Here is a 21,568-nt window from a genome sequence, read left to right on the forward strand (position 1 = left end):
GAGCGCCGCGATGAGCGAAAACGCGAGCCGCCCCACGCAAGCGATGCGCCCCGCGCAATGGCACGCGGCGCTCGCGTCTTTCGGCGTGGACGTGCTCGCGGGCGGACTCACCGCCCTGCTCGCGCTCGCCTACGCGGCGGGCTACGGCGCGATGATCTTCTCCGCCGGCCTCACGCCGTGGATCGCCGCCGGCATGCCGACCGCGCTCCTGAGCTGCGTGATCGTCGCGCTCGTAATCGCGCTGACGAGCTCCGTGCCCTTCATGATCGCCGGGCCGGATTCGAACGCGACGGCGCTGATCGCGGGGCTTGCCGCATCGGTGGCGCTGTCGGTGCATGCGGCGGGCGGCGACGACGGCGCCGTGCTCGCCACGGTGCTCGTGCTGATCGCGGCGTCGTCGCTGACGACGGGCGCGCTGCTCTTCGCGCTCGCGCACTGGAAGCGCGGCAACGCGATCCAGTACATTCCGTTTCCGGTGATCGGCGGGTTTCTCGCGGGCACGGGCCTGCTGTTGCTCGAAGGCGCGCTGCGCGTGCTCACCGATGCGCCCGTGAGCGCCGCGACGCCCGCGATCTTCATGGCGCTGCCGTGGCTCGCGAGCGTGCCCGCGCTCGTCGTGGGCATCGGCTTGATCGTGCTCACGCGTATCACGCCGCTGTCGCGATACGCGATCGTGCTGCCTTCGATGATCGCGCTCGGCATCGCCATCTTCTACGGCGGCCTGCATGGGTCGGGCAAGAGTCTCGACGACGCGCGCCGCATGGGCCTGCTCTTTCACTACGAGCCGGTGAGCGGCATGCGTCTGCCCTTCGCGCTGCTGCACGAAGCCTGGCTGCCGACGCTGCTCGCACAGGCGCCCGCGATCCTCGCGGTGGCGGCCGTATCGGCGATGACGGTGCTACTGAACGCGACGAGCATCGGCGTGACGGTATCGCGCGATGTCGACTTCAATCGCGAGATGCGCGCGGCCGGCATCGCGAACCTGCTGACCGGTCTCGCGGGCGGGCTCGTCGGCACGCAGTCGATGACGCGCACGATGACCAACTGGCGTCTGGGCGTGCGCAGCCGGCGCGCGGGCGTGCTGGCCGCGCTCTTTTGCCTCGTGGTGATCGCGGGCTTTCCGAGTCTGATGGCGCTGCTGCCGAAGCCGGTGCTCGTCGGGCTGCAGATTTTCATCGGCGCGGCGATGCTGATCGAGTGGCTCGTCAACGCATTCAGGCGTCTGCCGTGGCACGACTATCTGCTGATTCCCGCGATCATGGTCATCATCGCGGTGTACGGGATCGTCGCGGGCGTGCTGCTCGGCGTCATCGCCGCGTGTCTGCTGTTCGTCGTGCGCTATGGCCGCGTGAACTGCTTTCGCCTCGAGTTCGACGGGCGCGCGCGGCGGTCGAACGTCGAGCGCACCGTCGACGAAAACCGCACGCTCGATACCCAGGCGCGCACGCTCTACGGCGTCTCGCTGCAGGGCTTCCTCTTCTTCGGCACCGCGTATTCGATCCTCACGCATATCCGCGCGCGCATCGAAGGATCGTCCGCCGATGGCGTGCGCTTCGTGCTCGTCGATTTCGCGCGCGTGCATGGCGTCGACGTGTCGAGCACCGCGAGCTTCGTGCGGCTGCGCCAGGCGTGCGCGCGCGCCAACGCGCAACTCGTGCTGACGGGACTGTCGCCCGCGCTGAAGGCGTGGTTCGCCAGGGGCATCATCGACGTGAAAGGCCCGAGCGGTCCGCACGAATTCGCCGATCTCGATAGCGGTCTCGAATGGATCGAAACGCAGATGCTGCGTGCAAACCTCGCGTCGCGCGCAGGACGCGGCGGCTTCACATCGAGCCTGCCCGATACGCTCGACGCGCTGCGCCCGCATCTCGACACGCTCTCACTCGCGCCCGGCGAGTACGTGTTCCGCCAGGCCGATCCGGGCGATGCGATCTACTTCGTCGAGACCGGCCGCGTGACGGTCGCGCTTTCCGTCGGCGAAGGACGCGCCTTGCGGCTGCGCAGCTTCGGCGCGGGCACGATCGTCGGCGAAATGGCCGTGTACACGGGCGCGCGGCGCAGCGCGGATGTCGTCGCCGACGAGCCGACGGTCGTGCTGCGCCTCGCGCTCTCGACGCTCAGGCGTCTGGAAGACGACGATCCCGCGCTCGCCGCGCGCATGCACAAGTTCGTCGCGCGCGTGCTCGCGGCGCGGCTCGTCATCGCGAACGAACAGATACGGGCAGCGCAATGAGATCGCGCGAATCGCTCGCGTTCGTGCTGCGGCGCTCCGGCGCGCGCTGGGTGCTCGGGCTCGCGATCGTCGTCGTGCTCGCGGGGCACGCGCTGTCGCGTGTCGACATGCGCTTTGTCGACACGCTCGACGCGATGATCTACGACGCCAAAGTGCGCCTCTTCATGCCGCGCACGACCGATTCGCGCATCGCGATTCTCGACATCGACGAAAAAAGCCTCGCGGAACTCGGCCGCTGGCCGTGGGACCGCGCGCGCATGGCGATGCTCGTCGATACGCTGTTTTCGCGCGAGCACATTGCGGTGCTCGGCTTCGACATGGTGTTCGCGGAACCCGACGCGAGCTCGGGTCTCGCCGTGCTCGACGAACTCGCGCGCGGCACGCTCGAAGGCGACACCGCGTACCGGCGCGCGCTCGATGCGCTCGCGCCGCGCCTCGACTACGACCGCCGCTTCGCCGATGCCCTCGCGGGTCATCCCGTCGTGCTCGGGTTCTACTTCTCAAATCGGGACACGTCGAGCGGCGCGATTCCATCGCCATCGATGAGCGCGCGCGCGTTCGGCGCGCATCCTTTCATGCTGTTCGACTGGACGAGCTACGGCGGCAATCTGGGCGCGCTGCAGGACGCGGCAAAGCGTGCGGGCTACTTCAATCCGGTGATCGATTTCGACGGCGCGGTGCGCCGCGTGCCCTTGATCGCCGCGTTTCGCTCCGGCGTGTACGGCGCGCTCTCGCTCGAAGTGATTCGCGCATTGTTCGGCGACGCGGCGCTCGCGCCCGTGTTCGACGATCCCGCCGATCCCGCCGCGCCGCTCGCCGGCCTCGCGCTCACGACGCCGCGCGGCACGCGCATCATTCCCGTCGATGCGAACGGCGCGGCGCTCGTGCCTTACCGCGGCGGCACCGGCAGTTTCCCGTATTACTCCATCGCCGACGTGCTCGCGCAGCGCGTTCCGGCGGGCGCGCTCGCGGGCAAGATCGCGCTCGTCGGCACGACCGCGCCGGGCCTCATGGATCAGCGCACGACGCCCGTCGGCGAGGTCTATCCGGGCGTCGAGGTGAACGCGAATCTGATCGGCGGCATGCTCGATGGCACGATCCGCTTCGAGCCGCCGTTCGCACGGGCATTGCAGGCGTCGATGCTCGCAATCCTCGGCCTCGCGATGATCTTTCTGTGGCCGTGGCGCATGCCCGCGCGCGCGACGCTGCTGACCGTGGCGCTCGCCGCGCTCGTGGTCGCGGCGGATCTCGCGGCGTTCGCGCGGCGCGGCTGGTCGATCCCGATCGCGTCGCTCCTGCTCGCGGTGCTCGCGCTCTACGTGCTCAACATGTCGTACGGCTATTTCGTCGAGGCGCGCGCGAAACGCCATTTCGCCGCGCTGTTCGGGCAATACGTGCCGCCCGAACTCGTCGAGGAAATGAGCCGGCATCCGGAGGACTACAGCATGGCGGGCCGGCGCGCGGAACTCACGGTGCTCTTTTGCGATGTGCTCGGCTTCACGGCCATCGCGGAAACACTGGAGCCGGAAGCGCTCGCGCGTCTGATGAACGAGTATCTCGGCACGATGACCGAAGTGATCCGCGCGCATCGCGGCACGCTCGACAAGTACATCGGCGATGCGATCATGGGTTTCTGGGGCGCGCCCGTCGACGATCCGGAGCACGCGCGCCATGCGGTCGCGGCGGCGCTCGGCATGCGCGCGGCGCTCGTCGAACTGAACCGCACGCTCACGGCGCGCGGCTGGCCGACGCTGTGGATCGGCATCGGCATCAATACGGGGCCGATGACCGTCGGCGACATGGGTTCGCACGTGCGCCGCGCCTACACCGTGATGGGCGATGCCGTGAACGTCGCGGCGCGTCTGGAAGGGCTCACGCGGCGCTTCGATATCGACATCATCGTCGGCGAGGCGACGCGCGAGCAGGTGCCGGATATCGTGTTCCGCGAGATCGATCGCGTGCGCGTGAAGGGACGCGTCGCGCCGATCGCCGTGTACGAGCCGCAGCCCGCGCACGAACACGGCGACGCGCTCGCGCGCTGGCACGCCGCGCTCGCGCACTACCGGGCGCGCGAATGGGACGAAGCGCAGTCGCTGCTCGCGACGCTCGCCGCGCAGTATCCTGAGCGTCAGGTGTATGGGCTATATCGCAAGCGCATCGAGGCATTGCGCGGCGTCGCGTTGCCCGAGGACTGGGATTGCGTCAGCGAATTCGACACGAAATGAAGCCATCATGAACGTTCGGGTATTGGGCTGCAGCGGCGCGATCGGCGGCGGCGAAGATGTGGGCGGCACGACCGCGCTGCTCGTCGATGACGACATCATGATCGATGCGGGCACGGGCGTCGCCATGCTCACCGACGACGAACTCGCGCGCATCGATCACGTCTTCATCACGCATTCGCATCTGGATCACATCGCGTATCTGCCGCTGATGATCGATGCGGTCGGCGACGCGCGCGCCGCGCCGCTCGTCGTCCACGCGAGCCGCGCGACGCTCGGCATCCTTCAGGCGCATATCTTCAACAACCTGATCTGGCCGGACTTCACGCGCATTCCTTCCGTGGATGCGCCGGGCTTGCGTTTCGAAGCGTTGGAAGTGGGCGAGCATGTCGTGCTCGATGGCCGCACCGTGACGGCTTTGCCCGCGCGCCATACGGTGCCGTCGATGGGGTTCGCCGTATCGAGCGGCGAGGCGTGTCTTGCGTTCAGCGGCGATACGACGAGCCATCCCGCCTTCTGGACCGCCGTGTGCGCGTTGCCGGGGCTGCGGCATGTGATCGTCGAGACCGCATTTCCCGATGCCCAGATCGCGCTCGCGCATGCCGCGCATCACTATTGCCCGAAGCTCATCGCCGACGATCTGCGCGGCGTGCAATTGAACGCGGAGTTGCTGATCTCGCATCTGAAACCGCCGCACGGCGCGCAAATCCTGGAGGAATTGCGCGCCGCGTTGCCGGATGTTTCGCTGCGTGCGCTGCGTTCCGGCGAAGTATTCACGTTGTAGTGGCTCAACGCGCGCCTGCTGCCGTGCGCCGTGCGCGGATCGTTTCGCTGCTCGATCCTTTGATCGGCGTGACGTTGGACGGCGTCGCCGAAGCGGCTGCCGGCAGCAACTCGCCGCGCACAATCGCCCGCACCGTTGCCGCGATCATCAGCCCGATCACCACGTTCGCGACGATGAACGCCGCCGGTGCGATCCACGCCATCGGGCCGATTGCGCCGCGCTCGAGCATGCGGATCGCCATCGTCGGCAGAGCGGCCGCGCCGAAGCTGAAGGCCCAGTACGACGGCGTGAACGCGCGCTGACGAATCCACGGGACGAGACGCGTGAGCATCAGCGCCTGATAGAGACCGTAGCCGAGCAGCATGTAGGCGAACATGTCGGGCACGCCATGCGTGATCGCGAGATACGACACGCCACCGACGACCGGCGGCGCAAGCTGGATGCCGAGCGTCGGGCGCAAGGCTTCGGGCAGCGGTTCATGCACGGCGGCGCGATGCAGCACGACCGATTCGATCGCAAGCCACGAGAACACGCCTGCGCCGAACAGCAACATCGCGATCTGCGTGAAGCCGAGGCCGGCCGCGGCGGTGGCGCCGACGAAGCTCGGTGCGACGGTCGGCAGATAGACGGCGGGCGTGGTCAGTTCGGGCTTGCGTCCGCCTTGCCAGAAGCGTCCGTGGAGGTATGCGCCGAGTGCGAGCGAACTCGCGACGCCGAGCGCGAAAAGCGCAACTGCAAGCGGACGCGAATACGTCTGCACGGCTTGCGCGGCGAGCATCGTCGATACCGGCACGAGCGCCGCAAACGAAGACTGCACCGGATGACTCATTTCGGCGATGGCCGCATCGCGCTGCAAGAGCCACTTGCGCCCGTACGCGACCGCAACCGCAAGCCACACGACGAGCGCGCCCGCCGTCAGGAGCATCGGCACGGCATCGGGAATGGTCCACACGCGAGCCGCCGCGCGCCATGCACCTGCGAGCGCGAGCGCACCGACGGCGATGCCGAAGAACGCGACCGGCATCGGTGTGCGATTGGTCGTGCCATTGTTGCTGTTCATTGCCCTTCTCCATGAGTTGCGTCGTTGGAGAAAGGTTAGTGCCGATGCCCTTGTGCGCGAATGTCGCGGCGTCTCATTGCGCTGCTCGCGCGTCTCAAATCACTCGCCGCCGCGCAATTTCACGGCGATGTCGTGCCAGTCGCGCACCGCGCGCTTCATTTCCCGGCATAGTTTCGGGTCGAGCGCGTCGAGGCGCGTCCATAGCGTGTCGAGCGCTTTCTCGCGCGCTTCGTGCACGGCGACCGCCGCGAGCCTGCTCGCGCCCGACAGACGCGCTTCGGCATCGACGCATTCCATGTACAGATGCGCGAGATGCGAATCGGCCAGTTCGACGGGACGCAGATGAACGGCGGTGAAACGTGACTTCATGATGGGTTCCCCGGCTCTCTTCTTATCGACGCGCATGCTTTCGGCATCGCGATTGCGCGTCAGTATGGAGGCCGGTCGAATACGCTGACAAGCGATAACGCGAGCGTTGCGTGCGTCAACGTTCACTTCGCGACGAAGGCATCGATATGGCGCGCGAGTTCGAGCGGATACTGGAACATCAGCGCGTGCCCCGCATCCGCGACCACGTCGAGCGTCGCGCGCGGAATCATCTGTTCGAGGCGGCGCGCGTTGGTGTCGGCGAGAACTTCGTCGTTCGCGCCCGCGACGATCAGCGTGCGCACCGGCGAGCGGCGCAATGCGTCGGCGGCGGCGGTATCGGCGAACCATGCGGTCATCGCGCGGTTCTGCTGGTCCGCGACCGCATCGGGCACGGGACGGCCCTTGTAGCCAGGCGGCGCGAACATGTCGCCGATGAAGCACTTCGACGCATCCGCGACGGCATTCGCGGGAAAGAGCGCGCTCATGATCTTCGGAAACGCGTCCGCGCCCGAGCCGGACAGCACGTTCGTCATTTCAGGCGTGAGCGGCACCGCTTCCGGTCCGGGCGGCGCGGTCGCGATCAGCGTGAGCGACGCGACCTTCTCCGGCGCATCGAGCGCGAGCCGTTGCGCGATCATGCCGCCCATCGACCAGCCGACGACGTCCACGCGCGCGAGCTTCAGGCCCGCGATGACATCGGCGGCATCGGCGGCCATGTCGCTCATGCCGTAGTCGATGCCGTAATGCCCCGCTGCCGGCGTTGACCGTCCGACACCGCGATTGTCGAACACGATGACTTCATGCTGCCGCGCGAGCGCGCCGAGAAAATACGCGTTCCACTCGCCGAGCGTCGCGCGATAACCGGTGATGAGTAGAAGCGGCGTGCCGTGCCCGAAGCGCGCATAGCCGATCGGGCCATTTCTGCCCTGCAGCGTTTTCACTTGCACGCCGGGCACGCGGTCGGGCCGCGCGGTTTGCAGACCGCATAGCTGACTCTTGCCGAAGGAGATATCGAAGGCGAATGCGGGCGATGCGATCGACCACGCGGCGACAGCCACGCACGACGACGCGAAACGGGCAAGAGGCACGATCAGCACGATTATCGAGACTCCTGTCGGGCAAAGAAAAAGCGCGACGCGCCAACGGCAGCGAGGAATAATAGGCGGCGAATCGCGCGCCTTCAACAAGAGCTTAATAAAGGGAGTTCAAGCAGATGAATCGACTTTTGCGCTCATGCCTCGTTCCCGCTGCCGTTGCCGCATCGATGCTTGCCGCGTGCAGCACGCCCGTCGAGTTTTCGGCGAGCGCGAATCCGCCTTCATGGAACAACGACGGCGACGCCGATTTCAGCGGCATGGACAATTCGATGTCCGCGTGCAAGACCGCCGCGAAGCAAGCCGGCGCGGGCCGCTGCACGCAGGTGCGCGCTTACGAGGCGTGCATGAAGGACAAGGGCTACATCACCGTGCTCGGCCCGGAAAATCCACCGAACTGCGGCCAGCCCGAATGGGAGCAGGACGTGCGGAAGTGGCTCAAATGAAGCGTTATGTGCGCTTCGCCATGCGCATGAACAGCACGTAGAGCAGCGCGCCCGCCACGGCGCCGATCAGCCAGCCGAGATTGTTGGGCGGCAGGAGCTTGAAGAATTGCGTCGACAGTTCCCAGCCGACCGAGATCACGCCCGATACGATCAGCGCCGCGAGCCCGACCTTGTTCCAGCCGCCGTCGTAATAGAAGCGTCCGCCGGGCTGCATCGAATAGAGTTCGGCGGTTCGCACCTGCTGCCGCTTCACGAGGTAGTAGTCGGACATCATGACGCCGTACATCGGCGCGAGCACGGCGCCGAACACGCTCACGAAGATCGTGATCGCCTTCGGGCTGTCGACGAAGATCCACGGACACACGAGCACCGCGAGTATCGACGCGATCAGGCCGCCCTTCTTGAAGTCCACGTGCTTCGGAAAGAGATTGGCGATGTCGTACGCCGGCGACACGAAGTTCGCGACGATATTGATGCCCATCGTCGCGATGACGAACGTGATGCTGCCGATCGCCACCCACACCTTGTTCTCGATGCGCGAGACGATATCGACCGGGTCCATGATCATCGTGCCGAACACTTTCTCGCTGCCCGCCGTGACGATCACCGTGATGATCGCGAACGCCACGAAATTGAACGGCAGCCCGAGGAAATTGCCGACCTTCATCTGCCGCTCGCTTTTCGCGAAGCGCGAGAAGTCGCCGAAGTTCAGCAGCAGCGCGGCGAAGTAGCTCACGACGAGCAGGATCGCGTTGACCATCGCGTGCAGTTGTTCGTCGCCGGTGAGCACCTTGCCCGAGAGCGTGAGGTTCAGGCTGCCGAGACCCGCGCGATAGAGAATCCATCCCATCAGCACGAACATCACGACATATACGGCCGGCCCGCAAAAGTCGATGAACTTGCGGATGATCTCCATGCCGCGCTGGAAGATGATGAGTTGCAGCAGCCACATGAAGAGAAAGCTCACCCAGCCGAGCATGTCGAGCCGGAGAAAGCTCGTGTCGCGCCACGCGGCGACCGACGGCACGAAGAGCAGCAGCAAGGTGGCCACCGCTTTCGACGCGAAATAGGTCTGCACGCCATACCACACGATGCCGACGACGCCGCGAATCAGCGCGGCGAGATTCGCGCCCATCACGCCCATCGAGACGCGCGCCATCACCGGGAATGGAATGCCGTGCCGCAGGCTTGGCCGACCGACCCAGTTCATCAGCACATACACGACGAGGATACCGATGGTCAGCGCGAGCAGCACTTGCCAGCCCGAGATGCCGAGCAAGAAGAGGCTCGCCGCAAAGGTATAGCCGCCGACGCTGTGCACGTCCGACATCCACATCGCGAAGATGCTGTAGCCGGTCCACGTGCGCTTCGCGCGCGGCACGGGCGCGAGATCGTGGTTATAGAGGCGTTCGTCGGCGTTGACGATTTCCGCGTCGGCGCCGAGCGCGGCGGCGTCGGCGGCGGAGGTTGCGTGGGATGCGGCCATGATGTCCTCCAGGTGCCGTCGACGGCTCGTGTTATGCACCTAGATTAATGCATCAAAAACGGAAGGTGAAACGGTGCGCGCGCTGCGCCGCCGCAAGCGAATAAACCGTAAGCAGCGCGTTAAAGTCCGCCCGTGCGTTTGCCGTTATGCGGAGCATGAGAAAAAAACGCCTTAACTCCAGCGACATGAACAACGCCTTCGCCGCCGCAGCCGAGGCGCTCGCGCTCTTCTGCCGTCTGCGTAATGTCGATGCGGCCGAGTTGCCCGCATGCGAGATCGATACCTTTCTCGATCTCGCCTTCGAGGAAGCTGCGCAGATCGCGGCCGCCCGCAGCGAGGCGCGCCGACCGGGATAATCCATCGCGTCTCCGTCATGGGTGCGGAACTTGCTCGTCCATCGAGGTCCATAAGGGATGGGCGGCGTTCGCGCGGCGGAGGTCCCATGTCGAAGATTCTCGGCCCAGTGCTGGGCCCGCAGGTGAGAAGCGTCGCGCGCCATCCGTTCGATTTCGCGCTGCGCACGATCAAGGCGTTTCGCGCCAATCAGGGCTTGCTGCTCGCTGGGGCCGTCGCGTATTACGCGCTCCTGTCGATCGTGCCGCTGCTGATTCTCATCGTCATCGTGCTGTCGAAATTCGTCGGCCAGCAGCAGTTGCTCGACACGCTCGCGCATCTGCTCGAATGGCTCGTACCGGGCCAGGCGCGCGCCATCGTGCACGAATTGGCTAACTTTCTCGCGCATCGCGCGGTGCTCGGCTGGGTGCTGCTCGTCACGATGATCTTCTTCAGCTCGCTCGCCTTCACCGTGCTGGAGAACGCGATGTCGGTGATCTTCGTGCATCGCGTCGCGATCAGGCGGCGGCACTTTCTGCTCTCCGCGCTGCTGCCGTACTGCTACATCCTCTTTCTCGGCGTCGGCATGTTGATTGTCACGCTCGTGTCCAACGGCCTGCAGGCGATGGGCAGCAACAGCGTCGATCTGCTCGGCGTCGAGGTGTCGCTCAAAGGCGTGTCGCGGCTGCTGCTTTATCTGCTCGGCGTCGCGGGCGAAATCTTCGTGCTGACATCGATCTATCTCGTGATGCCGGTCGGCCGGCCCTCGCTGCGCCTCGCGCTGCTCGGCAGCGTGACGGCCGCCGTGCTCTGGGAAATCACCCGGCACGTGCTCGTGTGGTATTTCGCGACGCTATCGCAGGTGAGCGTCGTCTACGGATCGCTCACGACATCGATCGTCGTGCTGTTCAGCCTCGAAGCGCTCGCGACGCTCCTGCTCTTCGGCGCGCAGGTCATCTCCGAATTCGAGCGCTTCGGCACCGCGAACGACATTCCCCCGCGCCCTTTCACCACGGAGTGAGCGCCGCCGCTCCCGTATGTGCGCCACCTCACATACGTCCGGGAACTTCATCTGAAGAATGATGCGAAGCTGCCGCATGAAAACAGGGCTGGAACGAATAATGCTGTGTAATAACGGCCGAACTTGTTCCGCCGTCTTGCCGTGCGATCCAGTCGAAGCACCGTGCAGCGGGCCCTCCGGACGCCTTCCACGCGCGAATCGCGGGCGTTTTGCGCAACGATTTGCGTCGTCGTTCAGACGCGTCATCGGTGTTCCGGGTTGTTGGGATGTGTGGTGCGAGTTACATTGTTTGGCAATTTAGCGCCGGCGGCTCACGCCGAACCGGCAACCGGCTGTACGTCCGACGAAGCCGCATCGCGTTTTTTGTTCATATGATGGGACGCGCGAGGTGAATTACAGGTCCGCGCGCGTGTCATGCGTTCCGCGCGGGTCCGCTGTCTGACGATTACGTTCTGGAGAGCGCTGTCATGCCTCAGCACGCAAAGCTACCCGAAGAGAGCATCGCGGAACGCGCAAGCCCTGCGAATGATCCCACGGTCACTCATTTGCCCGAGCCTGCAATCGATTTCGATGACGACGCCGGCCCCTTGCGCGCACCGCTGCGTTTCGGGCGCCTGGCATTGTGGATGGCTTCCGCAAGCGCGCTCGGCATCGGCGTGCTGGGCACCGTCGCTTACGGGATGTGGTTCAACCACGATCAGCGCGTCTACGCCGAAGCGATGGCGAGCGCGCGCCGCACCTTGGGCATCGATCAGCCCGCGATTGCCGCGCAGACGCAATCGGGCGGTGTCGTGGAGACGCCGCTGTCCGCTGTGTCTGGCGCGCCTGCCGGCACCGTCCCTTACCCGTCGATCGAGTCGGCCTCGCTCGCGGATAACGCGCCCGTGGCCGATGCAACCGATGAAACCGTCGTCGCCGACGGCTCCGGCGCCGCCGCTGCCGGAACCGCCGCGCTTGCCACAACTGCGGCGCAACCGCAGACGCAGCTGGCGGTGCAACGTCGCGGCAGTCCATCGGCGACGCAGCGTGCCGCCGTCGATCGCGGCAATCGGGCCGATCGCGCCGATCAGTACGCGCAATCGCGCCGGCATCAGTCCCAGCAGACGCGCGCGAAACCCGATAGCGGTCTCTTCGCCCGCGTGGGCGCGTTCTTTCATCGAGTGAGTTATCGACACAATGTTCCGACCCGTCAGCGAGAGGAGTATTCGCGTCCCTGAGGAGACGCTGGAGAGCCGCGTGCGGCGTGTGCTCCAGCGCGTGCGCGTGCCCGGTCCCGCGCCGCTCGCGGGCGCCGCGTTGCTGTTGCTGCTCGTCGGGCTGCTGTTCCTCGCGCTGCAGGTCCGGGCGATCTTTTCGGCACAGTTGCAGCAGGAGTATGTCGGGCTCGTGCTCGAAGCTGTCGAGCGCGCCGATACCGCCCGCGCCGCTGCGCTTTCGTTGCAAAACACGCCCGCCGCCGATACGCAGCATCAGGCCGCGTATCGCGAAGCGCGCATCGAGCTGGCCGCGCGGCTCGCTGCGCTGCGCGCGCTGGTGTCGTCGAGTCCGATGTCGGCGCCGTCGCTGCCTGCCGCCGTGCTCGCGCCGTCGGCCACGCTCGGCGAGGCGAGTTCCGCGCTCGATTCCGCCTATGCGTGGTGGCGTGCGGAGCGCGAGCGCGCAAGCGCGGACGTGCGCGAGCGCATCCTGAGCGTGTCGCATACGCTGATCGCCTTGTCGGCAATCGTGTTCGGCGTGCTCATTACCGCGCTTGGCATGTATGCAAAACGCAATCGACAGCTTCTGGGCATATCGAACGAGTTCGAGCAGGCTTCGCTGCACGATCCGATGACGGGCCTCCCCAACCGCCGCAAGCTTTTCGCGGCGCTGGAGGAATCGGCGAATGCGCTTGCGAGCGGCGCGCGCGGATCGGCGCGCATCGCGGTGCTGTACATCGATCTAGACGGCTTCAAGCGCGTCAACGATACGCACGGCCACCGCATCGGCGATGAATTTCTGATTGCCGTGTCGCGGCGTTTTCGTCAGGCGGTGCGCGGCGGCGATCTGGTCGCGCGCATCGGCGGCGACGAATTCGCGCTGCTCGTGCGCGAGTTTTCGAGCGATGGCGAACTCGCCGTGATCGCGCAGAGAATCATCGCGTGCGTCGGCGAAACCGATGCGCAGATGGGCTTGTCGATCGTGCGCGCGAGCATCGGCATCGCGAGTTTTCCGGATCGCGTCGACGATTACTGGCGGCTCGTCGCCGCCGCCGACGACACGATGTACACCGTCAAGCGCAACGGCAAGAACGGTTACGCGTTCGCGCCGTCGGCCTGAACCGCTCCTGCTTCCGCTTGCCGCGTCTTCACGCTGCCGCGCGCAGGTCTTCTTCGCCGCCGAGTGCGCTGGTCAACGCCCACAGCATGCGCGCCAGTTCGCCCGTCATCAGGATGAAATCGGACTCGAAGCGCTCGTCGTCGTTCGATGCGGTGGGATCGGCGGCTTCCTTGATGACATCGAGCGCGCTCACGCGCTTCAACGTCAGCGACGGCGTCAGCACGTACGACACGCGGTCGTCCCACGTCATGGCGAGTCGCATGCATTGCTTGCCCGCTTCGATATGGCGGCGCATGTCTTCCGTTTCGAGCGCGTGGCCGACGTAGCGCACGGTCGCGTTGCCCTCGCCCGTCGAGCGCAGTTCGGTATCGCGATCGAGCGTGAAGCCCGCGGGTGCGTCGCCCGAGAGAAGCCATTCTGTCATCGCGGACACGGGCGAGCGCGCGGTGCGCACGCTGGCGAGCGGCAGATCGGTGACGGACTTCACCAGCAAGCCGACGATGTCATCGCACAGCGTCGCCGACGACGAATCGATGGCGAGCCAGCCATGCACCGGATCGATCCACACGCGCGTATCGCGGCGAATGCTGAATGCGCGCGGCAGGAGTTCGTCGGTGATCTGCTCCTTGAGCTCTTTCATCTGTTTGCGGCCGGGTTTGAAGCCCTGCTGCTCTTCGAGCTCGGCGGCGCGTTCCTTCACGAATTGCGTGACGACCGACGCGGGCAGCAGCTTCTTCTCCGCGCGATAGACAATGAGCATCTGACGGTTCGCGGCGTAGACGAGTTCATCGCCGCCGCGCGGCGAGACCCAGCCGCGCCGTTCGTTTTCGATGCTCGACGCCGCGCTGAACGCGAGCGGCGCAAGCCATTGCTGCATCTGTTGCGGCGTGACGGACCAGTGTGCGGGAAGACGGTGAAGCTGGAGATTCTTGAACCACATGGCGCGAGATTTCGATGTAGTCGGGAAGGGGCGCCATTCTATACGAGCGCGCGTCAAACGTTCGGGCGCTCTTTTCGCGGCACGATGCGCCATTGCAGATTCACCCCTGCCGCCGCGAGCAGGATCAGCGCGGCGCCAGCTACTTGCAGCCATGCGAGCCGCTGATCGAAGGCGAGCCAGTCGACGACGATCGCCACGACCGGATAGATGAACGACAGCGCGCCGGTCGTCGCGGTCGGCAGCTTCTGGATCGCGCCGTACAGGAGCACGTACATCAGCCCCGTATTGACGACGCCGAGCACGACGAGGTCGGACCAGCCGCCGATCGACGCGGGCGTCTCGGCGAAGCGCGCGAATGGCGCGAGCATGACGATGCCGAACAGCACATGCAGCATCGCGATGAGATGCGGCGGCGTGCCCTTCAGATGCTTCGTGACGATCGACGATAACGCGTACAGCAAGGCCGCGCCGAGCGCATACGCGATGCCTTCGAAGTACCGACCCGGCATCGCGAGCACGGCGGGCTCGACGCGCACCACCATCACCAGTCCCACGAACGCGACGACGAGCCACGCGATCGTCGATGCCGACACGCGCTCGCGCAGCACGAGCGCGCCCAACGCGACGAGCATGAACGGCTGCGTGTTGTAGACGGTCGTCGCCATCGAGATCGAGGCGCGCGAGTATGCGGCGAACAGCAGCAGCCAGTTGCCGACGATTGCCACGCTGCCGAGCGCGATCAGGCCGATCATGCGCCACGAGAAATAGCGCGCCTTCAGAAAGCCGAGCGCCGCGCACACGGCGACGAGCGTCGCACCTCCGAATACGCAGCGAAAGAACACCACGTTCCAGGTCGGCTGCCCCGACGACACGACGAGCCAGCCGATCGTGCCCGACATCAGCATCGCGAGCGACATTTCGATCGCGCCGCGCCGCAGTTCACGCGCCTGCGATGCACCGGCATGACGCGCATCGATTCTTTCCATATCCATTTCATGTCCGCCATGCAGGTTTCGATGATGCAAAGTTTATCGATGCGCGTCATGCAAAACCATGCTTAAAATGAGGCTCGCGCTTCGTGCGACCTTTGAATCGAAGGCCATCATGGGAAAGAACCTTGGGAGCCCTGCGTTGCCGGGCATCGATGCGATCGACCGCGAACTCATCGCCGTGCTCGCGAGCGACGGGCGCATCGCGGTGAGCGAGCTCGCGAAGCGCATCGGCTTGTCGGCGCCGAGCACGGCCGAGCGCATGCGCCGGCTCGAAACGCAGGGCGTGATACGCGGCTTCACCGTCGATATCGATCCGCGCGCGCTCGGCTACACGCTGCAGGCCATCGTGCGCGTGCAGCCGTTGCCGGGGCAGCTGCATCTCGTCGAGGACGCGATCCGGCGCATTCCCGAATTCGTCGAGTGCGACAAGGTGACGGGCGACGACTGCTTCGTGTGCCGGCTCTATCTGCGCTCGATCGCGCATCTCGACGATATCCTCTCGCGCGTCACCGAGCGCGCCGCGACGAGCACGGCCATCGTGAAGACGACGCCTATCGAACGACGGCTGCCGCCGCTCGCCTGACGCCCCGCGCGTTTTACCTGCAGACGAACGGCGTTACACTAAAGGCGCTTGAAACGCACGACAGCTTACGCGCGAGAGGAGCGAACATGAGTGACTTCGACGCCAACCGCACCTTCCGCGGGCTTCCGCTGACCGCCGAACAGGATGCCGAAGTGCGGCATTACATCAAGAAGAAAAAGCAGCGCGGCGAACCGTGGGACACGCCGGAACTGGAGGCGATGCTGCAGGACATGCTCGAGCCGCCCGGCGACGAGGACGGCGCCATCGACGACGACACGGACGAAGAGACGCGCTCGGCCGCGGAGCGCGCGTCGGCGTTCATCGACGAAGGCATGGACCCGATCGAGAACAGCGAGGAATGGCACGCCGCAATGGAAGCCGAAGCGATGAAAGGGCCGCGACGCTGATACGCGGGTTTGCGGCGTTGATTCGCGCCGCACAGGAAAAGCGCCGGTCGATGCCGGCGCACTCTCCGTCCACTTCATTCAAAGTCCACTGCACGTTCAATGCCTGTGCCGCCAGTCGCGCGGCGGATGCGTGTCCAGCCAGCGCGCTTTGGGCGTGTGGATATGGGGATGCCGGTGATGCATCACGATGACCACCGCGACACATAACACCAGAACGAGTCCCGCCATCAGGCTGATCATCGGCTCGGCCATCGCTGCCTCCTGTTTCCGTCAAGGAACGATGCCTGTATTTTAGGCGCTGTTTTGCGCGATCGATCATGCGGCGCGTGCATATGCTTTGCACGAACGCATCCAAGGCGCCGGAAGCGCGACGTGTCCCCATGTCCTATAGTGCTTGAGCAGTCCGTTTGCACGCGCGACATCAACCGGAGACGCAGATGGCGACATGGAAACCCGATCCGAGCTTCTACCCTTCCCCGCGCCTCGCGGCGAAAGCGCCGCGTGAAACGCTGGCCTATGTCGCGACCTTCGATCCCGAGCGCAAGTCGCCCGACAAGATCGCGGTGGTCGATGTCGATCCGGATTCGCCGGACTATACGAAAATCGTCGGCGAAGTCGCGATGCCCGATACCGGCGACGAACTGCATCACTTCGGCTGGAACGCGTGCTCGTCGTGCCTGTGCCCGAACGCGCCGCATCCGCACATGGAGCGGCGCTATCTCGTCGTGCCGGGGCTGCGTTCGTCGCGCGTGCATATCATCGATACGAAGCCCGATCCGAAGAAGCCGGTCATCGTGAAGACGATCGAGCCGGAAGAACTCGCGGAAAAAACCGGCTATACGCGGCCTCACACCGTGCATTGCGGGCCGGGCGGCATCTACATCACCGCGCTCGGCAACGCCGAAGGCAAAGCGCCCGGCGGCGTGCTGCTGCTCGATCAGCAAAGCTTCGATCCGCTCGGCCGCTGGGAAGTGGATCGCGGCCCGCAACAACTTGCGTATGACGGCTGGTGGCATCTCGGTTACGACACGATGGTCACGAGCGAATGGGGCACGCCCGATACCTTCGAGAACGGCCTCGTGCCCGAACTCCTGCTCGGAGCGAAGTACGGGCGCAAGCTGCATTTCTGGGACTTCACGAAGCGCAAGCATATCCAGGAGATCGATTTCGGCGACGAGTATCAACTCGTTTTCGAGTTGCGTCCCGCGCACGATCCGACCAAGGCGTACGGCTTCGTCAATTGCGTGATCAGTCTGAAGGATCTGTCGTCGTCGATCTGGACCTGGTATCGCGACGGAGATAAATGGGCGGTGAAAAAGATCATCGACATTCCCGCCGAACCCGCCGACGCGAGCGTGCTGCCGCCCTTGCTGCAAGGCTTCGGCGCGGTGCCGCCGCTCGTCTCCGATATCGATCTGTCGATGGACGACCGCTTCCTCTACGTGTCGTGCTGGGGCACGGGCGACATGCTGCAATACGACGTCTCCGATCCCTTCGCGCCCAAGCTGACGGGCAAGGTCCGCATCGGCGGCGTGGTCGCGCGGGCGACGCATCCGGGCGCGAAAAACGGCACAGGCAATGGCGCGCTCAATGGCGGCCCGCAGATGGTCGAAGTGAGCCGCGACGGCCGGCGCGTCTACTTCACGAACTCGCTGTACGGCGCGGTCGATGCGCAGTTCTATCCCGAAGGCATCGACGGCTGGATGGTGAAGCTCGACGCCGGCCCCGATGGCGGTCTTGCCGTCGACGAGAAGTTTTTCATCGACTGGCCGAAGGGGCATCGGCCGCATCAGATCCGTCTTCAAGGCGGCGACTGCTCGTCCGATTCGTATTGCTATCCCTGATTCGACGCGAGCCTCGCCGCATGGATGCCGCATCGCCCGCGCTTCTCGCCACCGCCGCGGGCCTCGGCGCGTTTCACGGGCTCAATCCCGCGATGGGCTGGCTCTTCGCCGTCGCGCTCGGCCTCTATGCGCGAAGCCGGCGGGTCGCGCTCGTGTCCCTCGTGCCGATCGCGCTCGGGCATGCTGCATCGGTCGCGCTCGTGCTCGCAGGCGCGCTCACGCTCGGCGCGGCGATCGGCCATGACATGCTGGCGCGCGCGTGCGGGACGCTGCTGATCGGCTGGGGCGTGTGGAGCGCGTGGCGCGGGCACCGGGGCCGGCCGACCGTCGGCATGCGCACCGGACTCGCGGGGCTTGCGCTGTGGTCATTCGTGATGTCGAGCGCGCACGGCGCGGGGCTGATGCTCGTGCCGGCGCTCCTGCCGCTCTGCTCGGACGCGGTTGCACATACGGCGATCGAAGCGAGCGCGCTCGCGTTGAGCGTCCACACCGGCGCGATGCTCGTCGTGATCGCGGTGATATCGATGTTCGCGATGTCGGTTCAGGAACGCGGCGGGCTCGGCTTCTTGCGAAGCGGCTGGATCAACGTCGATTGGCTCTGGAGCGCAGCGTTGATCGCATGCGGCGTGTTTCTGTTCGTCTGACGCCGACGCCGACGCCTCCAGCCCCGACTCCTTCGCGCACATCGCATTTTGCATACATCATGCGCGATGGCATTTCGCATGCATCGTGCGCAATTCATTCGCGCCGCGAGACTTCCTCCGCGCTCGGCAGCTCGGCCGAGGTCCAGCCGCCGCCGAGCGCTTTAACGAGCGCGACGCTCGCCGCCATGCGCCGCCGTTCGATACGCACCGCCGCGCGTTGATCCGACAGCACGATCGCCTGCGTCACCACGACGCTCAGATACGTGATCGCGCCGTTCTCGTAGCGATTGCCCACTTTGCCGAGCGCGCGCTGGGCGGCGTCGACTGCCTGTCGCTGCGCTTCGCTTTCGCGGCGCAATACGTCGAGCGCGTTCAGGTTGTCTTCTACCTGCCCGAACGCGACGAGGACCGTCTGCCGGTAATCGGCGACGTTCTCGTCGTAGGCGGCGCGCGCCGCATCGCGAGCCGCCGCGCGACCGCCGAAATCCAGCACGGTGAATGCGAGTTGCGGCCCGAGCGACCAGAAGCGGCTCGGCGCTTCGAGCCACGACGTGAAGCGCGTCGCTTCGAGACCGCCCGTTGCAGCGAGCAGCAGGTTCGGGAAGAACGCCGCCGTCGCCACGCCGACGCGCGCATTTGCCTCCGCGACGCGCCGCTCGGCCGCCGCGATATCCGGCCGCCGTTCGAGCAGCGCGGACGGCACGCTGAGCGGCAAGGCCGCGAGCGCCGCCGATGGCTGTGGCGAATGCGCTTCGTTGAGCGGCGCGACATCGAGCGTGAAGTTCGACGGATTCTCGCCGACGAGTATCGCGATCGCATTGACGAGGCTCGTGCGCGTCGTCTCCAGATCGATGAATTGCGCCTGCGTCGCCCGCAATTGCTCCTCGGCCTGCGCGACATCGGATTCCGCCGCGACGCCGCCCGCGAAACGATCGCGCGTGAGATCGAGCGCTTTCTCATAGGCTTGCAGCGTCGCCTGCAACAGCCGCTCTTCCTCGACGGTGCCGCGCAGATCGAAATAGTCGGTGGCGAGCTCGGCCTGCATCGACAGAATCGCGCTTTGCAGATCCGCGGCGCTCGCCTGCGCTTGCGCACGTCCGCCTTCCACTGCGCGTGAAATGCGGCCCCACAGGTCCGGCTCCCACGAGATTTGCGCGTCGATCAGATAGTCGGGCACGGTGACGCCCGCGCTCGATTTGTACAGCACGTTGGACGACACGCGCGACTGATTGAACGCGGCGTTCGCGGTGACCGTCGGAAAGTATGCCGAACGCGCTTGCGCGGCCGCCGCGCGCGCGCCGCGAAAACGCGCGGCCGCTGCGGCAACGGTCTGGTTCGCGGTCGCGACGCGCGCTTCGAGCGCGTTCAGTTGCGGGTCGCCATAGACTTCCCACCACGGCGCGCGCGGCTTCGCGTCGGCGGGCTGCGCGGGCTTCCAGTCTTGCGATGCCGATGCACTCGCCTTATACGATGCAGGCACCGGCACATCGGGGCGAACGTAATCCGGACCCATCGCACAGCCGCCCAATGCGACGATAGCGAGCCATGCAACGAGTCGTGCCGATGCCCGCATCATCACGACTCGCTTCCTTCCGCTTTCGCTGCGCCGCCGCTCGCGGCTTCGCCCGCACGCGCGCGGCCTATGCGCACCGACGCGCCATCGATGATCGAATCGGGCGGGTTCACGATCACGCGTTCATCGCCATTCAATCCCGAGACGATGGACACGCGCGTGCCGTAATCCGTGCCGAGCGTGATCGGCAGGAGCTTCACGCGATTGTTTGCATCGACGCTCGCGGCATGCACGCCATCGGGACGAAACAGCAGTGCGTTGCCCGGCAGCGTGTACGAAGGATTCGCGCTCGTGAGACGAAAGCGCACTTGCGCATACGCGCCCGCGAGCAACTCGCCGGTCGGGTTCTTCACGTCGACTTCGACGCGCATCGTGCGCGCGACGGGATCGACCGCGCCCGACGTGCGCACCGTGACGCCCTCGAACTTTCGATTGCGTTCCTCGTTGAGCAGCAGTTCGGCGGGCAAGCCGACCGTGACCATGCGCGCATAGGCCTGCGGCACATCGACGAACACGCGCAGTGTCGACGCATCCTGAATGTGAAACAGCTCGCGTCCGGAAGCGCCGCTGCCTGCATCGATCAACTGGCCGACATCGGTATTGCGCGCGGTGACGACGCCATCGAAAGGCGCATAGATCTTCTGAAACGACACGAGCTGTTCGAGCCGCGATACGTTCGCCTGCGCCGCATTGAACGCCGCTTCTTTCGCGAGCATGTCGCCGTTCTTCTCATCGGTCTCCTGACGCGAGACCGAATTGTTCTTCAGCATCTGCGCCCAGCGTTCCGATGTCGTCCGTGCAAGCAAATAGTTTGCGCGCGCCGTTTGCGCATCGGCGCGCGCCTGGCGAAGCTGATCGTTGATCTCGGGCGCATCGATCTCCGCGAGCAACTGGCCCTTCTTCACCTTCGTGCCGATATCGACGGTCCAGCGCTTCAGATAGCCATTGGTGCGCGCGAAGATCGGCGCGTCGGTGTATGCGCGGATATCGCCCGCGAGCACGAGGTCTTGCGACGCCTTCATGCGCGTCGGCTTGATGACCTCGACGGTCTGCATGCCATGCTCGCTCGCGTCGCGTTCGAGTTCGGCATGCGCCGCGTGCCGCGACCATATCCCTTGCGCGATGAGCGCGACGATGATCACGAGCGCGATCACGAGCCATAAGCGCCCTCGCCGCCTGTTGCCCGATCGTTGCGACAACTGCTCTTCCATTCTTGCTCCG

The 21,568-nt window shown here is 65.7% G+C and carries 22 protein-coding genes; 12 read left to right on the forward strand and 10 right to left on the reverse strand.

The window, feature by feature from the left end:
• Positions 1-10 precede the first annotated feature (10 nt).
• The 3 genes from AWB77_RS32880 to AWB77_RS32890 are packed head-to-tail and all read left to right on the forward strand — an operon-like array spanning position 11 to position 5,239.
• Positions 11-2,233 (forward strand): SLC26A/SulP transporter family protein, encoded by a 2,223-nt coding sequence (locus tag AWB77_RS32880; RefSeq protein ID WP_061138628.1) that lies wholly within the window; start codon positions 11-13, stop codon positions 2,231-2,233.
• The gene (locus AWB77_RS32885; protein WP_061138629.1) at positions 2,230-4,458 is read left to right on the forward strand and encodes a CHASE2 domain-containing protein; all 2,229 of its coding nucleotides are present in this window, start codon (positions 2,230-2,232) and stop codon (positions 4,456-4,458) included. The genes AWB77_RS32880 and AWB77_RS32885 overlap by 4 nt, the downstream gene beginning before the upstream one ends.
• 7 nt (positions 4,459-4,465) lie before the next feature.
• Positions 4,466-5,239 carry a 3',5'-cyclic-nucleotide phosphodiesterase gene (locus AWB77_RS32890; protein WP_061138630.1) on the forward strand — a complete coding sequence of 258 codons (774 nt, stop codon included), beginning with the start codon at positions 4,466-4,468 and terminating at the stop codon, positions 5,237-5,239.
• A gap of 4 nt (positions 5,240-5,243) precedes the next feature.
• Here AWB77_RS32890 and tehA read toward each other — a convergent pair whose 3' ends face one another.
• The 3 genes from tehA to AWB77_RS32905 form a co-directional block, all read right to left on the reverse strand.
• A complete protein-coding gene (gene tehA / locus AWB77_RS32895) occupies positions 5,244-6,299 on the reverse strand; it encodes a dicarboxylate transporter/tellurite-resistance protein TehA (protein ID WP_061138631.1) in 1,056 nt (351 codons plus the stop codon).
• Positions 6,300-6,398: 99 nt separating this feature from the next.
• Positions 6,399-6,668, reverse strand: a complete 270-nt coding sequence (locus tag AWB77_RS32900; RefSeq protein WP_061138649.1) for a hypothetical protein — start codon at positions 6,666-6,668, stop codon at positions 6,399-6,401.
• Between the two features lie 122 nt (positions 6,669-6,790).
• Complete coding sequence (locus AWB77_RS32905; protein ID WP_244158733.1) at positions 6,791-7,765, reverse strand: alpha/beta fold hydrolase; 975 nt, start codon at positions 7,763-7,765, stop codon at positions 6,791-6,793.
• A gap of 116 nt (positions 7,766-7,881) precedes the next feature.
• On the opposite strand from AWB77_RS32905, the gene AWB77_RS32910 reads away from it, so the two are divergent.
• A complete protein-coding gene (locus tag AWB77_RS32910) occupies positions 7,882-8,208 on the forward strand; it encodes a hypothetical protein (RefSeq protein WP_061138632.1) in 327 nt (108 codons plus the stop codon).
• 4 nt (positions 8,209-8,212) lie between these two features.
• Here AWB77_RS32910 and AWB77_RS32915 read toward each other — a convergent pair whose 3' ends face one another.
• Both AWB77_RS32915 and AWB77_RS37260 read right to left on the reverse strand, forming a co-directional pair.
• Positions 8,213-9,694, reverse strand: coding sequence for an NCS1 family nucleobase:cation symporter-1 (locus AWB77_RS32915; protein ID WP_061138633.1), 1,482 nt, complete (start codon positions 9,692-9,694; stop codon positions 8,213-8,215).
• Positions 9,695-9,746: 52 nt separating this feature from the next.
• Positions 9,747-9,881, reverse strand: a complete 135-nt coding sequence (locus tag AWB77_RS37260) for a hypothetical protein (protein WP_279616202.1) — start codon at positions 9,879-9,881, stop codon at positions 9,747-9,749.
• On the opposite strand from AWB77_RS37260, the gene AWB77_RS36235 reads away from it, so the two are divergent.
• From AWB77_RS36235 to AWB77_RS32930, 4 genes are all read left to right on the forward strand, one after another.
• A complete protein-coding gene (locus AWB77_RS36235) occupies positions 9,880-10,050 on the forward strand; it encodes a hypothetical protein (protein ID WP_157694965.1) in 171 nt (56 codons plus the stop codon). The genes AWB77_RS37260 and AWB77_RS36235 overlap by 2 nt on opposite strands.
• Before the next feature lie 86 nt (positions 10,051-10,136).
• On the forward strand, positions 10,137-11,048 hold the full coding sequence (locus AWB77_RS32920) for a YihY/virulence factor BrkB family protein (RefSeq protein ID WP_061138634.1): 912 nt from the start codon (positions 10,137-10,139) through the stop codon (positions 11,046-11,048).
• Between the two features lie 626 nt (positions 11,049-11,674).
• Complete coding sequence (locus tag AWB77_RS32925) at positions 11,675-12,265, forward strand: hypothetical protein (protein WP_244158734.1); 591 nt, start codon at positions 11,675-11,677, stop codon at positions 12,263-12,265.
• 40 nt (positions 12,266-12,305) lie between these two features.
• Positions 12,306-13,364: a GGDEF domain-containing protein gene (locus tag AWB77_RS32930; RefSeq protein ID WP_061138651.1), complete on the forward strand. Its 1,059-nt coding sequence runs from the start codon at positions 12,306-12,308 to the stop codon at positions 13,362-13,364.
• Between the two features lie 28 nt (positions 13,365-13,392).
• Here AWB77_RS32930 and AWB77_RS32935 read toward each other — a convergent pair whose 3' ends face one another.
• Positions 13,393-14,304 (reverse strand): recombination-associated protein RdgC, encoded by a 912-nt coding sequence (locus AWB77_RS32935; RefSeq protein WP_061138636.1) that lies wholly within the window; start codon positions 14,302-14,304, stop codon positions 13,393-13,395.
• A 53-nt stretch (positions 14,305-14,357) separates the two neighbouring features.
• Complete coding sequence (locus AWB77_RS32940; RefSeq protein ID WP_082852804.1) at positions 14,358-15,296, reverse strand: DMT family transporter; 939 nt, start codon at positions 15,294-15,296, stop codon at positions 14,358-14,360.
• 112 nt (positions 15,297-15,408) lie between these two features.
• Here AWB77_RS32940 and AWB77_RS32945 point away from each other — a divergent pair, with 112 nt between their 5' ends.
• Together AWB77_RS32945 and AWB77_RS32950 are read left to right on the forward strand one after the other, a co-directional pair.
• A complete protein-coding gene (locus AWB77_RS32945; RefSeq protein WP_061138653.1) occupies positions 15,409-15,879 on the forward strand; it encodes an Lrp/AsnC family transcriptional regulator in 471 nt (156 codons plus the stop codon).
• Positions 15,880-15,965: 86 nt separating this feature from the next.
• Positions 15,966-16,286 (forward strand): hypothetical protein, encoded by a 321-nt coding sequence (locus tag AWB77_RS32950; RefSeq protein WP_061138637.1) that lies wholly within the window; start codon positions 15,966-15,968, stop codon positions 16,284-16,286.
• A gap of 96 nt (positions 16,287-16,382) precedes the next feature.
• Here the strand turns inward: AWB77_RS32950 and AWB77_RS36550 are convergent, their stop codons facing one another.
• Positions 16,383-16,538 (reverse strand): hypothetical protein, encoded by a 156-nt coding sequence (locus AWB77_RS36550; protein ID WP_167354197.1) that lies wholly within the window; start codon positions 16,536-16,538, stop codon positions 16,383-16,385.
• A gap of 185 nt (positions 16,539-16,723) precedes the next feature.
• Between AWB77_RS36550 and AWB77_RS32955 the strand changes: the two genes are divergently transcribed.
• Together AWB77_RS32955 and AWB77_RS32960 are read left to right on the forward strand one after the other, a co-directional pair.
• Positions 16,724-18,130, forward strand: a complete 1,407-nt coding sequence (locus AWB77_RS32955; RefSeq protein ID WP_061138638.1) for a selenium-binding family protein — start codon at positions 16,724-16,726, stop codon at positions 18,128-18,130.
• A gap of 20 nt (positions 18,131-18,150) precedes the next feature.
• Positions 18,151-18,774: a hypothetical protein gene (locus tag AWB77_RS32960; protein ID WP_061138639.1), complete on the forward strand. Its 624-nt coding sequence runs from the start codon at positions 18,151-18,153 to the stop codon at positions 18,772-18,774.
• A gap of 94 nt (positions 18,775-18,868) precedes the next feature.
• On the opposite strand, the gene AWB77_RS32965 is transcribed toward AWB77_RS32960, so the two are convergent.
• Together AWB77_RS32965 and AWB77_RS32970 are read right to left on the reverse strand one after the other, a co-directional pair.
• Positions 18,869-20,350, reverse strand: coding sequence for an efflux transporter outer membrane subunit (locus tag AWB77_RS32965; protein WP_061138640.1), 1,482 nt, complete (start codon positions 20,348-20,350; stop codon positions 18,869-18,871).
• Positions 20,350-21,558 carry an efflux RND transporter periplasmic adaptor subunit gene (locus AWB77_RS32970; protein WP_061138641.1) on the reverse strand — a complete coding sequence of 403 codons (1,209 nt, stop codon included), beginning with the start codon at positions 21,556-21,558 and terminating at the stop codon, positions 20,350-20,352. The genes AWB77_RS32965 and AWB77_RS32970 overlap by 1 nt, the downstream gene beginning before the upstream one ends.
• Between the last annotated feature and the right edge of the window lie 10 nt (positions 21,559-21,568).

Origin of the sequence: Caballeronia fortuita, from assembly GCF_001544835.2 — a bacterium.
Classification (GTDB): Bacteria; Pseudomonadota; Gammaproteobacteria; order Burkholderiales; family Burkholderiaceae; genus Caballeronia; species Caballeronia fortuita.

Bases quoted from the DNA above. Each gene is read 5' to 3' on its own strand.
- AWB77_RS32880 (WP_061138628.1), top strand. From the start codon at position 11: ATGAGCGAAAACGCGAGCCGCCCCACGCAAGCGATGCGCCCCGCGCAA.
- AWB77_RS32885 (WP_061138629.1), top strand. From the start codon at position 2,230: ATGAGATCGCGCGAATCGCTCGCGTTCGTGCTGCGGCGCTCCGGCGCG.
- AWB77_RS32890 (WP_061138630.1), top strand. From the start codon at position 4,466: ATGAACGTTCGGGTATTGGGCTGCAGCGGCGCGATCGGCGGCGGCGAA.
- tehA (WP_061138631.1), bottom strand. From the start codon at position 6,299: ATGAACAGCAACAATGGCACGACCAATCGCACACCGATGCCGGTCGCG.
- AWB77_RS32900 (WP_061138649.1), bottom strand. From the start codon at position 6,668: ATGAAGTCACGTTTCACCGCCGTTCATCTGCGTCCCGTCGAACTGGCC.
- AWB77_RS32910 (WP_061138632.1), top strand. From the start codon at position 7,882: ATGAATCGACTTTTGCGCTCATGCCTCGTTCCCGCTGCCGTTGCCGCA.
- AWB77_RS32915 (WP_061138633.1), bottom strand. From the start codon at position 9,694: ATGGCCGCATCCCACGCAACCTCCGCCGCCGACGCCGCCGCGCTCGGC.
- AWB77_RS36235 (WP_157694965.1), top strand. From the start codon at position 9,880: ATGAACAACGCCTTCGCCGCCGCAGCCGAGGCGCTCGCGCTCTTCTGC.
- AWB77_RS37260 (WP_279616202.1), bottom strand. From the start codon at position 9,881: ATGTCGCTGGAGTTAAGGCGTTTTTTTCTCATGCTCCGCATAACGGCA.
- AWB77_RS32920 (WP_061138634.1), top strand. From the start codon at position 10,137: ATGTCGAAGATTCTCGGCCCAGTGCTGGGCCCGCAGGTGAGAAGCGTC.
- AWB77_RS32925 (WP_244158734.1), top strand. From the start codon at position 11,675: ATGGCTTCCGCAAGCGCGCTCGGCATCGGCGTGCTGGGCACCGTCGCT.
- AWB77_RS32935 (WP_061138636.1), bottom strand. From the start codon at position 14,304: ATGTGGTTCAAGAATCTCCAGCTTCACCGTCTTCCCGCACACTGGTCC.
- AWB77_RS32940 (WP_082852804.1), bottom strand. From the start codon at position 15,296: ATGGATATGGAAAGAATCGATGCGCGTCATGCCGGTGCATCGCAGGCG.
- AWB77_RS32945 (WP_061138653.1), top strand. From the start codon at position 15,409: ATGGGAAAGAACCTTGGGAGCCCTGCGTTGCCGGGCATCGATGCGATC.
- AWB77_RS32950 (WP_061138637.1), top strand. From the start codon at position 15,966: ATGAGTGACTTCGACGCCAACCGCACCTTCCGCGGGCTTCCGCTGACC.
- AWB77_RS36550 (WP_167354197.1), bottom strand. From the start codon at position 16,538: ATGGCCGAGCCGATGATCAGCCTGATGGCGGGACTCGTTCTGGTGTTA.
- AWB77_RS32955 (WP_061138638.1), top strand. From the start codon at position 16,724: ATGGCGACATGGAAACCCGATCCGAGCTTCTACCCTTCCCCGCGCCTC.
- AWB77_RS32960 (WP_061138639.1), top strand. From the start codon at position 18,151: ATGGATGCCGCATCGCCCGCGCTTCTCGCCACCGCCGCGGGCCTCGGC.
- AWB77_RS32965 (WP_061138640.1), bottom strand. From the start codon at position 20,350: ATGATGCGGGCATCGGCACGACTCGTTGCATGGCTCGCTATCGTCGCA.
- AWB77_RS32970 (WP_061138641.1), bottom strand. From the start codon at position 21,558: ATGGAAGAGCAGTTGTCGCAACGATCGGGCAACAGGCGGCGAGGGCGC.